The organism is Ruegeria sp. CDSA236, assembly GCF_059611285.1.
Map to the genome: position 1 here is coordinate 21,789 of NZ_JBXWPG010000017.1, position 13,742 is coordinate 35,530.

Genomic DNA, 13,742 nt, shown 5'->3' on the forward strand with positions numbered 1-13,742 from the left:
TGTATGCCCAGCCCGTCATATTCAGTTTTGAAGCGGATGAAAACATCCGATTCCAACTCATTGCACCCGGAACACGCCTGTGCACTTTATCGGGACCGCAGCGGCGCACAAATTGAAGTGTTCGGAAAGCTTCTGTAACCTGCCACAACATGCGACCCGGAAGCGAGAATTCATGAGATTTAACCTATTGGCTGCAATGGCCCTGTTCGTCTGGGTGGCTATGCTATCTCTGGGGTCGGAAGCGACGGCGCAGACTTCGCTTATACCCGGGTATGGCTCGGGGTCTGGCACGACATCCGAGGCAGATAAGGAAAGCGATCTGGCTGACGCGATCCGATCGGCCACCGAAGCGGGTGCAAGCGTCATTGTCATCGACAGCGCCGGTCAGCTTGTCTCATCTGGTGGCAATACCGCCTCGACGCACGACGATATCGCCCATGACCCGATGTCCGAAGGGTCACAGTTGATGAAGGCGCAAGAGCGGTTCTCGAAGTTCCGCGAGTCGATGGAGTCGCGCCTGCAGGCTTTGCCGTATTCGATCTTCGAAGTGCAATATGTTTTGCGAGAGACCAGCCCGGACGGCCGAATACAGACCTATGTCGAAGTGTTGGGCTGGAATATACTCTTCCTTCTTCTGGGGCGCTGGCTGTCGATAGAAATCTACGGCAAGCGTCTTGCAAAAAGGCTGGTGGTGGCGCGGTCAAAAGAAGATCCGCAAGGCTATCGCGAAAAAATGCCCTTTCTGGTCTTTCGCTTTTTCATGGGTGTTGGGGCCACGATCTTCGCGATGCTGATGGCCCTGATCGTGGGCTATCTGATCTTTGGCGAGGCTGAAGATCTTTCGATTCAGTTCACGACCACCGCCATATTCACGGCTTTCTTTCTTGCACGCACAGTTTCCGATCTTTGGCGTATGGTGTTGTCTCCTTACCTCAGTCAGTACCGGCTGCCGCCCTTTTCCGACCGGGAGGCAAAACGCCTTTACGTCTGGGCCTCGGCAATCGCGACATATGATATCTCGGTAGTATTGTTTTCTACCTGGGTTGCGGATTTTGGTCTGAACTACAATGTCTATGCGATGGTCTATGGCGGCCTGACCATGTTTGGCGCCTTGGGCAATGTTCTGATGATTCTGTTCAACGCGCGCGCCATCTCGAACGCGATCCGAGGCGGGCGGTCAAAGGAACAGGTATCCTGGATTTTGCGCCTGATATCGATTGCCTGGGCGCCGGTTCTGGCAGTTTATATCGTGTTCAGCTGGTTCAAACTGGCTGTTGATCTGGTGCTTGAGAACGAGAATTCCATTCCGATTGTTGCCAGCAGCTATGCCATCTTCATGTCTGTGGTCATTGCCTATGGCGCGATGAACTATCTGCTTGAACGCTACTTCGTCCGCAATCGCCAGATTGAAGAGCTGAACACAGAGACTGGCGCCGGCGTTGAAGAGGATGAGATTCCCCAAACCCCGCAAGCTGAAAAGAGAAAGCACTCGATCGTCACCTATGAGGATCTGGCGCGACGTGTGGCCGGTATCCTGGCATTTGTCGTCGGGTTATATGCTCTGGTCGTAATCTGGAATCCGGACGCAAGCTGGAGCGAAGACCTGCCTATTGAACGGGCTCTGGACGTGATGGTTATCCTGTTCATGGGCTATATCTTGTTCCATTTCTTCCGTGTCTGGATTGATACCAAGATTGCTGAGGAAGAAGACGTAGCCGGTGGAGAGGTTGAACTGGGCGACGAGGGCGGGGAAGGCGGGCAAAGCCGTCTTGCGACACTGCTTCCATTGTTCCGTGGCGCAATTCTGGCGGTTGTTGTTGTGACCATCGTTCTGATTGTCCTGATGGAATTGGGAATCAATGTCAGCCCGCTGTTCGCCGGTGCCGGTGTCGTGGGTCTGGCCGTTGGGTTCGGGTCGCAAACGCTAGTCCGAGATATCTTCTCGGGCGCGTTTTTCCTGATGGATGATGCCTTCCGCAAAGGCGAATATATCGACATCGGTGATGTGAAGGGGACGGTCGAGAAAATCTCGGTCCGGTCGTTCCAGTTGCGGCACCATCTGGGCGCACTGAATACGATCCCCTTTGGCGAAATCAAGGTTCTTACTAACTATTCGCGTGATTGGGTGATCATGAAGTTGCCCCTGCGGGTGACCTATGACACCGATGTCGAAAAAGTGCGGAAACTCATCAAAAATTTGGGCCAAGAGCTTTTGAGCGATCCGGTGATTGGGGATAATTTTATCCAGCCGTTGAAATCGCAGGGCGTGATCGAAATGCAGGATTCGGCGATGATCATTCGGGTCAAGTTCATGACCAAGCCGGGCGATCAGTGGCTGGTGCGTAAGAAGGTCTATCAGGATATCCGCGAATTGTTTGCTCGCGAAGGGATCAAGTTTGCTCATCGTGAGGTGACCGTCAGGCTTGCCGACGGAAAAGAGGCCGAAAACCTGACACCGCAGGAACGCGAAGCGGTGACTGGTGCAGTGCATGCGGCCATCGACGAGGATTATCTGGACGATATCGGTCCTGGAGGCGACGACCGCTAGGGACCGCTCCCGCCTCTTTGGGCTGCGTCTCTGACGAGACCCCTTCCAAAGCGTTGGGCCGGACCGCGCGGCTGCCGGCGAGGGCGTAGGGCTATGACCAGGTGGCGCTCGACGTGCCCAGCTTGCTTGCGGGCAGGTCCCACGACATCTGGGCCGGACCAACCGAGAGCGCGGGCTTCAACCTGTGACCAGGTCCCCATCCAGAGGTTTCGGTCTTGGTCGTGAAATCCGCAGGAACCGAAGCGCCAATTTCTGTCTTGGTGTCGAACTTGCCTAGAATGGTCAGCAGGTCAGCCGTGCGTGCCAGCGACAATCGGGCCTGCATGATCGGCGCACCCTTCGCGGCTTCGGACAATGCTGACAGGACGGCGGCAGCCATCAGATATCCAGTCGCGTGGTCCAGCGCCTGCACCGGCAGGGGTGTCGGCTTGTCTGCACCGGCCCATACCCGACCTGCATCGGCAATCCCGCTGCTCATCTGTACGAGGCTGTCAAATCCGCGCCGCGAAGACCATGGGCCTTGCCAGCCATAGGCATTCAGTGTGACTTCTACTCTGTTCGGGGCAAGCTCGTCCCGTTTGGCTTGGGTGAGGCCCAGCGCGTCCAGTGCGCCAGGGCGATAGCCGTGAACGAAGACATCCGCCTGGGTCAGCAAGCCGTGTAGCAACTCGATCCCTGCGGGGGATTTCAGGTCCAGATATGCACAGCGCTTACCCAGAGAAATATCCGGGATCACACCCGGCTCGTCCCAGTCCGGAGGATCAATGCGCAGAACCTCTGCCCCGAACCCCGCCAGAGTTCTAGTTGAAACCGGACCGGCCAGAACGCGGGTCAGATCAAGCACGCGCAGACCTGCCAGCGGGCGCTTGGCCGTTGCCTGTGGCCGATTGCGAAGCGTAATCTGTCGGGGTTTGTGCCACCCGATCAGCGGATCTCGTGAAACCGCGCGCCCCTGTGGATGATCCTGCCATTCCCCGCGGCTGCGCATGGCGGCTGCGACACCACCCTTAGCCACGATAGCGTTTTCAAGACTGGCCGCCGACAAAGTTGCAACAGCCTTTGTAACCGCGTCCCGATCTCCTTTGACCTTCAGGACTTTCAGGGCGGCCGCACGGTGCTGAGGCAGGTTCGTGTGCAATCTGATCCAACCGTCATTGGCAAGGTAATCACCGGCGATACTGTCCCAGAGGTTGGGCATTTCCCAGCCATCGGGTTTGAAAGAATATCCGTACCAGAGAGACGCCAACCGGTGATCGACCAAAATCTCGGGCGGGCTTTGGGTCAGGTTCAGCGCGCCCATCAGGCGTGCCAGTTCCTGACCAACAGCCGCAAAGCTGGCGGTCGCCAGTTCGGAGACTGCATACACGCTGGGTCGCGCTCCGGTGCCGGTTGTCCGATACCCTTCGGGTGATGGCAGCACGGATAACAGCGTCATTGCTGATATGGATCCAGGCTGTCACGAAGCCCGTCACCCAGAAAGTTGAATGCCAGCACGATGACAATGATCGGCAGCATCGGGATGGCCGTCCAGGGGTAGATCTCGATCGACGCAAGGTTCTGCGCATCGTTCAGCATCACACCCCAGCTGACGGCCGGGGCGCGCAGCCCAAGCCCAAGGAAGCTGAGCGCCGTTTCGCCCAGGATCATTGCCGGGATCGACAGGGTTGCCGATGCGATCAGATGCGACATGAAGTTGGGTAGCAGGTGCTTGCGGATCACCCGGCCCGAGCTTGCTCCCATCATTTCGGCTGCACGTACGTATTCTTCTTCGCGCAGCGATAGGAATTTGGCACGAACAGATCGCGCAAGGCCAGGCCAGTCGAGAATCCCCAGGATAATTGAGATGATGAAGAATACCGCGACCGGGCTCCAATTCGAGGGGACCGCCGCTGATAGCGCGAGCCAAAGGGGCAATTCAGGTAGTGAGCGCAGAATTTCGATTATACGGTTAATCACCCAGTCGATTCTGCCGCCAAAATATCCCGCAATCGAGCCGAACAGGATACCAAGAAAGAAGGACACTGAAATCCCGATCAGACCCACCGTCAATGACAGCTGGGCGCCAAAGAGGATACGGCTGAATACATCACGGCCCAGCCGATCCGACCCCCATAGGAACAAAGTCGCGTCTTCAGGTGCGCAGAACAGATGCGTGTCCGACTTGATCAGACCCGCCAGCTTGTACTCGGCCCCTTCGCAGAAAAACTTGATTGGCCGCGGGGTGTCGGTGTCGGCGACAAACTTCCACTGGAAGGTCTCCAGATCCGCCTCGGCCACCATCGAATAGACATAGGGGCCGATGAATTCGCCCTCATGGAACCAGTTGATGCTTTGCGGCGGGGCATAGAGGTGCTCGTCATTACGTTCATTCGGGCCATAAGGCGCGATGAAACCCGCAAAGGGCAGCATGAGATAGCACAGCAACAGGAAGACGCCGGAAATCAGGCCCAGCTTGTGGGTTCGGAATTTGCGCCAGACCAGAATCCAGTTCGGAGCATCCAAATCGGCGCGCTCAAGTTGTTGCAGGGCGGCATCGGGATCGAATGGTGCGTCGTCGACATAGCGACCATCAGGATGTTGGGTCATGCTTCACGCCCCTCATATCGGATGCGCGGGTCCAGCATGACCAGCAGAATGTCAGAGATCATCGTACCGATCAGTGTCAGCAAAGCCACAAACATTAGGATGAAGGCGGACAGGAACTGGTCCTGGGTTTTCAGCGCGGTCAGCAATGTCGGGCCGATTGTCTGAAGGCCCAGAACAACCGATACCAGAACCGAACCGGACACCATCGAAGGCAGCAGGTTTCCGATATCCGCGACAAAGGGGTTGAAGGCCACGCGCAGCGGGTATTTGGTCAGCATCCGCGACGGGGCCATGCCTTTGGCGATTGCGGTTTCCACATAGGGTTTGCCCAGCTCATCCAGCATATTCGCCCGTAGTCGCTGCATCATCGCCGAGGCGCCAGATGTGCCGATCACAAAGGTCGGTACGATCAAATGGACGAGGATGGATTTCAGCTTTTCCCAACTCATCGGCAGCCCTTCAAAGGACGGGTCCATCAGGCCTCCGATTGGCAGGTTGAAATAGCGGTGCCCATAGTAGAACAGGATCAGTGCCAGTAGAAAGTTCGGCGTTGCCAGACCCAAATAGCCCACAAAGGCCGAGGTATAGTCGATCCAGGTCCGCGACTTCGCGGCTGCAAGAACACCCAGGGGCAGGGCCACTGCATATACGAACAGGATGGCGGCCAGATTGACCACGACGGTCAGCCACAGCGTGTCGCCCACGATTTCTGCGACAGGGCGGTCAAATTCAAAGGACCAGCCGTAGTTGCCTTGCACCAGCCCATCGAACCCATGCGGGCCAGGCCAGAAACCGATCCAGATCAGATATTGTTCCCACATGGGGCGATCCAGCGCATATTCCGCGCGCAGGAATTCTGCCTTGGCCACACCCGCCGATTGTCCGGACGCCTGCAGTTCCGCGATCTGATTGCTGAGATAGTCGCCCGGGGGCAGGTTGATAATCACGAATACCAGAACCGACACCACAAGAAGGGTCAGCAGCATCGTGAAAAAGCGATAGACTGCATAGCGCAGCATGACCATGTGGCTGCTCCTGATCAGTCGGCGAAAAAGAATTCGTCCGGCCGGTGAATGCCGAAATGTGCGCCGGGTTCCCAGGCCCACATGGCCTGCTCGGGGACGTTGCGCAGGCGGTTCGATACGACGATAGGCTGAGGCGCACCGTTCAGAATGCCAATGGCATAAAGTTGGTCAGCGTGGATTTTCAGCATCTCATCCCATGCGGCCTTGCGTTCCTCATCAGTCGAGGCGACCTCCCAGTTATGGGCCAGTTCCATCAGGCGCTCGGCCTCAGGCATATCGGGTTTCTCGCCAACATCGCCTCCAGTCTGATAGTACTGCCCCCATTTTGGCCAGGCCAAAAACACCTGATCGGTAGGGGCAAGATAAGCTGGTGAGGTGTGGTGTTGCGGGATGCCGTCATCCCAGCCGAACCAGACGGACGCCATTGTGCTGCCGGCAAACACTCGGTTGCGCAGAATGTCCCTGTCCAATGGGCGCATAATAAGATCGACGCCAATGTCGCGCCATGTGTCTGTGACGATTTGCAAGGCGTTTTCGACCTCTTGCCGCTCACCTGCGGTTTCGATGACCAGCTCCATCGGGCGGCCATCGGGCAACAGTCGCGTGCCGTCTTTGTCGCGCTCGGTCAGGCCGGCCTCGTCAAGCAGCGCATTCGCCAATTCGATGTCGTACTGTGCCCATGCCTTTGCGTTTTCTTCGTTGAAGAAGGGCGAAGCGGGCAAGACCGACATCGCGGCGGGATGGGCCAGTTTGAAATACAGCGCCTGATTTATCGTTTTGCGGTCGATTGCCAGAGACAGCGCGCGACGAACACGCGCGTCACGCAAAACGGCACGCCATGCTTCGTCTTCGTAGTTCAGATTGGGGTAAATCGCGATCTGTGAGGCAACCCCGGTTTTCCACAGCAAGGTTTTGTAGTCTCCACCAGCCTCGCCCTTTTTCAAGATCGAAGCGTCGCGGAACGCCAGTCCGCGCCCTTGTAGATCGGATTCGCCAGCATTGGTTTTTGCAGCAACCAGACCCCCGGCCACGATCTCCATCTCGACCACGTCGATATAGGGAAGCTGCACCCCATGGCTGTCGATGCGATGAAAATAGGGATTGCGAACAAAGTTGTGACGGATCTTTTTGCCCGAACTTGCATTCAACCAGGGCTGCAAAGTTGGCAACTCGTGGTTGTCAAACTTGTAAAGGTTGTCGAGTTTGTTGTGTAAAGCTGCCCAGCTTTTGACGCGGGCATCTTCAACCTGAAAGGCAAGCTTTTCTGCGTCAGCGTATTTCTCGTGGTACTGTTTCAGGAACTCGGAAGGGCGGTAGATGAAAGGCGGGCGCGCTTGTGCCAGAGCCTGCAGGAAGCCGGGGTTGGGATCTTCCCATTCAAACACAACGGTCGTTTCATCGGGGAAGGTCACGGTCGGAGTCTTGCCTTCGACGATCAGAAAATCCGGTGGTCCCGACGGGCTGAGCAGTTCATTATTTGCCACATCCTCCCACCAGTATCGGAAGTCCTCGGAAGTGAACGGAGAGCCATTCGACCATTTGTGACCTTCACGCAGGTTGAGGGTGTATTTGCGGTTGTCGTCGTTCTGGAAGGATTCAAGCAGGTCTGGAACGACCTGATAGGTCTGGTCGAACCCAACAAGGCGGGCATATCCGTAAACCACCATCTGCCGGATGTCTTTGGACCGAGTAATCATTGTGCGCAAAGTGCCGCCCTGTTTGCCGAATTCCCTGCCTTTTGCAGCAAGATCCACAATCAGGGGTTCGGCGGGAATTCGGTCCTGTATGGGGGGAAGGTTCCCCGCATTCACTTCGGTTTCCCAGAAAGTACTTTCTTGCAACTCGGGCATGTCTGCCGTGGCGGGCAGGGCCCATGTTGCGGCCAGCGCAACGGCCAGTAACAGCGGGCGAGTGGTCTTAAACATGGCATCGTACCTTATGGCCGGGCTCCATCTCTACCAATGAAGGTACCACGGAGTCGGTAAATCGGAAGGCGTCATCCCAACTGTCAGGTGAACCAGCACCCAAAGCAACCAAATTCAGGTCGATGGGGCGGTTGATGTCGGGCTCTGGTTGCGCTGCAATCAGTGCCTTGGTGTAAGGGTGACGAGGGTTGTAAAACAGTGTCTCGGGCGGGGCCTGTTCCACGACAAGCCCACGACGCATCACAGCAACTTCGTCGGCAATGCGTGCAACAACCGCAAGGTCGTGCGAGATGAAGAAATACGACAAATTCAGGCTGTCCTGCAAATGTTCCAGCAATGTCAGGATTTGTTCCTGAACCGACACGTCCAGAGCCGAAGTGGGTTCGTCACAGACAATAAGCTGAGGGTCGAGCATCATTGCGCGGGCAATCGACAGGCGCTGTCTTTGGCCGCCGGAAAAAGCATGGGGATAGCGTTTCAGCATATCGGCGTTCAGGCCAACACGTGTCAGCATCTCGGCCGCTTTTTCGCGCTGCTCGGCGGTCGATCCGATACGGTGAATCTCCAACGGTTCGGTCATCGCATCCTGAATGCGCATGCGAGGGCTGAGAGAGCTGTAGGGATCCTGAAACACCATCTGCGCCTTGCGCTGAAACGCGGTGCGCTGGGTCCGGGTCATCTTGTGAACGGTGATTGCTTCTTCATCGGGGGAGGATCGAAACAGAACCTCTCCGCCCGGATCAGGCGGCTCAGCCCCTAGTGCGATGCGGGCGGCCGTAGTTTTGCCCGAGCCGCTTTCGCCGACGATCGCCAGCGTCTTGCCCCGCGCGAGGTTCAGATCGACTCCGCGGCAGGCATAGATCAGGCGTTCGCCCTGCCAGCCCTTGCTGGATCGCATCGTATAGGTTTTCGACACGGCCTTCATCTGAAGGATCAGATCTTCGTCGGGCATCGGGATGCCAACCGCGTCCTGATCCGGAATCTCGGGCGCGGCGTTGAACAACTGTTGGGTATAGGGGTGAGCAGGGCTGGTCAGGATCGGTGCCGCAGCTCCAGCCTCCATCACGCGGCCTTTGTGCATGACCACGACCTGTTCGGCCATATTGGCGACGACCCCCAAATCATGGGTCACAAGGATCAGTGCCATTCCCGTTTCACGCTGAAGCTCTTTGATCAGCCCCAGCACCTGGGCCTGTGTCGTAACGTCCAATGCTGTCGTCGGCTCGTCCGCGATCAGTAATTCCGGTTTGGAAACCATGGCCATAGCGATCATGGCGCGTTGGCGCATCCCGCCGGACAGCTCGAACGGGTAAGAATCATAGGCGCGCTGAGGGTCTGGAAAACCCACGCGTTCGAACTGTTCCAGAACCGTTTTGCGGGCCTGTGCCTCGGAGGCATTGCGATGCAGCCAAAGAACTTCGCTGACCTGATTGCCAATTTTGTGCAGGGGAGAGAGCGAGCGCATCGGCTCTTGAAAGATCATCGAGATCCGATTGCCACGAATGCCGCGCATCTGACGTTCGCTGATCTGGGTCAGTTCCTCCATGCCTTTAGAATCATTCAGAGTAATCGTACCGCTTCGAATTTGGGCTGCTCGGGGAAGAATGCGTAAAGCAGCCCGGCATGAGATCGTTTTCCCCGACCCTGATTCACCCACAAGCGCAAGTGTCTGTCCCGCTTCGACGTCGAAGTTGACGCCTTGAACCACAGACTCTCCGGCGCCAAATCCGATGCTGAGGTCCCGGACAGACAACAACGCAGTCATGCGGGTATTCCACCCGTTAGGCCGTAGCTCGGCATAGGCTTGATCAACTCCCTGTGTTTTTTGTCTCAGTTTCGCGCGGTTGTGCCTGTATAGTCAAACCCGTTCTTGGGGTGAAATGTCGCGAAAACGTGAAACTGAGGCCGATTTGCCTACACAATGCCTTGAGGATTTGTCATCACATGCGATGTCGGTCACAGGTTATGTGTCGTCAAATATCAAGGAGAGATTTCCCAGTGCCCGATCCCCAAAGCCGTCTTGACCTGTTCATCGACCGTATGGTGTCGCAGCGTGCCTGCCTGGACCATGCCATTGCACAGACAAGTACCATGTCCGGTCCGGTGTTCGAGTTGGGATTAGGGAATGGTCGTACTTATCATCACATGGTTCAGTACATTCAAAACCGTCCGGTCTATGTGTTCGAACGCGCCGTGGCCTCTCATCCGGACTCTACCCCGCCCGAGGATCTGGTGATTCTGGGGGATGTGCGTGAGACTCTGCCTGCGGCACTTGAACGGTTTGGGGCGACGGCCAGTTTGATCCATGCGGATCTTGGCGGCCATAACAGGGACAAGAACGATGCTTTCGCGCGGTTGGTTTCCCCCCTGATAGAACCGTTGTTGGCAGAAGGTGGGCTGATGGTGTCCAGCGACCGGATGTATTTCGAAAACCTGACCGAAATCCCGCTGCCTGAACATGCGGTGGACGGACGTTGCTTTATCTACCGCCGCTAAGCGCGAGAAGGATACCAAATGCTTTTCTATGATTGCACGACCGCTCCAAACCCGCGCCGCGCGCGCATGTTCATCGCGGAAAAAGGGCTGGAGATTGAAACGCGCAATATCTCGATTGCAAAGGCGGAACAGTTGGATGGCGCTTTCCTTGCGGTAAATCCCAATGCGACGATCCCTGTTCTGGTGACGGATGAGGGTGCAACGCTGACCGAAAACCTGGGCATTGCCGCCTATCTTGAGGCGCGCTTTCCCGAACCACCTTTGATGGGACGTACTCCAGATGAAAAGGGGCTGGTCCTGATGTGGAACAGCATTGTCGAGCAGCAGGGTGGAGTGCCTATTGCCGAGGCTCTGCGCAACACCCATCCCGCGTTCAAGGATCGGGCGATTCCGGGCCCGGCGAACTATGCGCAGATACCCGAGCTGGCACAGCGTGGCATGGACCGGGTTGGCCGGTTTTTCGATTTGCTTGAAACGCGGCTGAAGGATAGCGCGTTTGTTGCGGGGGCTGAGTTCACGCTGGCCGATATCTCGACCTTTGTGTTTGTTGACTTTGCCCGCGTGATCAAGATGCGGATTCCACAGGAAAATACCGCGACGCTGTCTTGGTTCGACAAGATTGCTTCGCGTCCAAGCGCACAGCTTTAAGGTGTTGAAATTGAGCTGTCTAAACTTGCCCACTTGCACTGTACAGAAATGTCTAGACAGGTGTGAACAGTATCACTAGCGTCTCCCTCGAGTCATGCAGGGGAGAGCATAATGAAATCTCAGTATCGCGTTGTGGTCATCGGTGGCGGCGTTGTGGGCGCCTCGGTTCTGTATCACTTGGCCAAATTCGGCTGGTCAGATGTGGTCATGCTGGAACGGCGGCGATTGGCGTCGGGATCGTCCTGGCACGCGGCGGGCGGTATTCACGCGCTGAACGCGGATCCGAACATGGCATCGCTGCAGGCCTATACAATCGACCTTCTCAGCGAGATCGAAAAGGAATCCGGGCAGAATATCGGCCTGCACATGACTGGTGGTCTGACTTTGGCTGGAACGCCCGAGCGATGGGAGTGGCTGCAGGCCAACTATCGTATCTTCCAGTCCATCGGCATCGATGATTGCGAGTTGCTGACCCCACAAGAGGCGCAAAAGCGCTGCCCAATCATGTCGACCGACGGCGTGTTGGGCGCGATGTGGGCCGATCGAGAGGGCTATATCGACACGACCGGTACGGTTCAGGCCTATGCAACTGCAGCCAAGAAACGCGGTGCCGAGTATTACGAGGAGACCAAGGTCGAGGAATTGATCCAGACCGATGATGGCTGGCAGGTCGTGACGGACAGGGGCACAATAACTTGCGAGCACGTGGTCAATGCCGCGGGGCTTTGGGCCAAGCAGGTCGGGCGCATGGCGGGGGTTGAGCTGCCAGTGTCGCCGCTGAAACATCACTATCTGATCACGGATACAGTGCCCGAAGTGGCGGCGGCGGATTTTGAGATGCCAATGACCGTGGACCTCGAGGGGTTCACCTATATGCGGCAAGACCAAAAGGGCGTTCTGGTCGGTATCTATGAGGTCGACCATGAACATTGGGCCATGGACGGCGCGCCGTGGAATTATGGCGAGGAACTGTTTCAGGAGCAGCTTGACCGGATTGAGAATGAACTGACGTTGGGCTTTGAACGCTATCCGTCGATCCAGAATGTCGGCATCAAAACCTGGGTCAACGGGGCGTTTACATTCTCGCCTGATGGTAACCCGCTGGTCGGGCCGGTTCCAGGCAAACGCGGGTATTGGACCGCCTGCGCTGTCATGGCCGGGTTCCTGCAGGGCGGCGGCGTTGGCAAAACGCTGGCTGAGTGGATGATCCATGGCGAGCCCGAGGCCGATGCATGGCCGATGGACATTGCCCGCTATGGCGATTTTGCCCAGAACAGACGCTATATTCGTGAAACCACCGGGCAATTCTATTCCCGCCGTTTCGTGATGACTTATCCGAACGAACAGCTGCCTGCCGGTCGTCCGCTGAAGATGGCGCCAGCTCATGACGCGATGACTGGAGCGGGATGCAAATGGGGTGTCAGCTGGGACCTTGAGGTGCCTCTGTACTTCGCGCCGAAAGGGTTCGAAGAAACGCCGACCCTCAAGCGATCAAACGCGCATGACATCGTGGCCAAGGAATGCAAGGTGATCCGCGAGGGCGTCGGCCTGATGGACATCTCTGGCTTTTCCCGGTTCGAGGTCACCGGGCCAAATGCCGAGCTATGGCTGGATCGCGTGATGGCTTCGAAACTGCCCGCGCCGGGACGGGCCAAGTTGGCGCCAATGCTGGGTGAGAATGGGCGGCTAAAAGGGGATCTGACCGTTCTGAATTGGGGCGATGGCACCTGGTGGATCATGGGCAGCTATTACCTGCGCGCCTGGCATATGCGCTGGTTCGACGATCATATGATCGACGGAGTCGAGGTTCGCGATCTGGGCGAGGAGTATTGCGGGTTCGGTCTGGTCGGGCCAAAATCGCAGGAGGTAATCGAAAAACTGGCCGAGCAAGACATCTCCGGCCTGAGATTCATGGGCTGTAGTGATTTTGATATCGGTCTTGTCAGGGCTCGCGTTGCGCGCATGTCAGTCACAGGTGAAAAAGGCTATGAGATCAACTGCCGCTATGGCGATCACATCAAGCTGCGTCGGATGTTGCTTGAGGCCGGGGCTGATGAGGGCATTCGTGAATGTGGGTTCAACGCGATGCTGTCCACGCGGCTTGAGAAAAGCTTTGGCATCTGGTCGGCTGAATTCACTCAGCTTTACACGCCGGGCATGACGGGTATGGATCGCTGGATCGATTGGGACAAAGATTTCGTCGGTAAAGAGGCCGCCTTGGCCGAACGCGATGGCAATGGTCCTGCGCAGGTTCAGGTGACGCTTGAGGTCGATGCTCTGGACGCAGATGCCAGCGGATACGAACCTGTCTGGTCAGGGGCAGAGCACGTGGGTTTTGTCACCTCGGGCGGCTATGGCCACTACACCGGCAAGTCCCTGGCGATGGCGCTGGTCAATCGTGACAAGGCCGCACCAGGCACTGAACTGTCTGTCCATGTGGTTGGGGTCGAACGACCTGCGCGGGTCATCGCGCCGTCGCCCTATGATCCACAGGGCAAAGCGATGCGGGGCTGA

General features: G+C 57.0%; 9 protein-coding genes. 4 read left to right on the forward strand and 5 right to left on the reverse strand.

Features of this window, described 5'->3' with window-relative positions; translation table 11 throughout:
- Nucleotides 1–172 precede the first annotated feature (172 nt).
- Nucleotides 173–2,548 carry a mechanosensitive ion channel domain-containing protein gene (locus AC2FLB_RS19760; protein ID WP_496707689.1) on the forward strand — a complete coding sequence of 792 codons (2,376 nt, stop codon included), beginning with the start codon at nucleotides 173–175 and terminating at the stop codon, nucleotides 2,546–2,548.
- Between the two features lie 91 nt (nucleotides 2,549–2,639).
- On the opposite strand, the gene AC2FLB_RS19765 is transcribed toward AC2FLB_RS19760, so the two are convergent.
- Genes AC2FLB_RS19765 through AC2FLB_RS19785 form a run of 5 tightly spaced genes read right to left on the reverse strand, consistent with a single transcriptional unit; the run spans nucleotide 2,640 to nucleotide 9,849 of the window.
- Nucleotides 2,640–3,983, reverse strand: coding sequence for a CoA transferase (locus AC2FLB_RS19765; protein WP_496709920.1), 1,344 nt, complete (start codon nucleotides 3,981–3,983; stop codon nucleotides 2,640–2,642).
- On the reverse strand, nucleotides 3,980–5,134 hold the full coding sequence (locus AC2FLB_RS19770; RefSeq protein WP_142639373.1) for an ABC transporter permease: 1,155 nt from the start codon (nucleotides 5,132–5,134) through the stop codon (nucleotides 3,980–3,982). The genes AC2FLB_RS19765 and AC2FLB_RS19770 overlap by 4 nt, the downstream gene beginning before the upstream one ends.
- Nucleotides 5,131–6,159, reverse strand: coding sequence for an ABC transporter permease (locus AC2FLB_RS19775; RefSeq protein WP_271951540.1), 1,029 nt, complete (start codon nucleotides 6,157–6,159; stop codon nucleotides 5,131–5,133). The genes AC2FLB_RS19770 and AC2FLB_RS19775 overlap by 4 nt, the downstream gene beginning before the upstream one ends.
- A gap of 14 nt (nucleotides 6,160–6,173) precedes the next feature.
- Nucleotides 6,174–8,084 (reverse strand): ABC transporter substrate-binding protein, encoded by a 1,911-nt coding sequence (locus AC2FLB_RS19780; RefSeq protein WP_281973447.1) that lies wholly within the window; start codon nucleotides 8,082–8,084, stop codon nucleotides 6,174–6,176.
- A complete protein-coding gene (locus AC2FLB_RS19785; protein WP_142639379.1) occupies nucleotides 8,077–9,849 on the reverse strand; it encodes an ABC transporter ATP-binding protein in 1,773 nt (590 codons plus the stop codon). Before AC2FLB_RS19785 ends, AC2FLB_RS19780 begins: the two co-directional genes overlap by 8 nt.
- A gap of 200 nt (nucleotides 9,850–10,049) precedes the next feature.
- Here AC2FLB_RS19785 and AC2FLB_RS19790 point away from each other — a divergent pair, with 200 nt between their 5' ends.
- From AC2FLB_RS19790 to AC2FLB_RS19800, 3 genes are all read left to right on the forward strand, one after another.
- Nucleotides 10,050–10,580: a class I SAM-dependent methyltransferase gene (locus tag AC2FLB_RS19790; RefSeq protein WP_142639381.1), complete on the forward strand. Its 531-nt coding sequence runs from the start codon at nucleotides 10,050–10,052 to the stop codon at nucleotides 10,578–10,580.
- Between the two features lie 18 nt (nucleotides 10,581–10,598).
- A complete protein-coding gene (locus AC2FLB_RS19795; RefSeq protein ID WP_496709921.1) occupies nucleotides 10,599–11,228 on the forward strand; it encodes a glutathione S-transferase in 630 nt (209 codons plus the stop codon).
- Nucleotides 11,229–11,339: 111 nt separating this feature from the next.
- Nucleotides 11,340–13,742: a GcvT family protein gene (locus AC2FLB_RS19800; protein ID WP_496709922.1), complete on the forward strand. Its 2,403-nt coding sequence runs from the start codon at nucleotides 11,340–11,342 to the stop codon at nucleotides 13,740–13,742.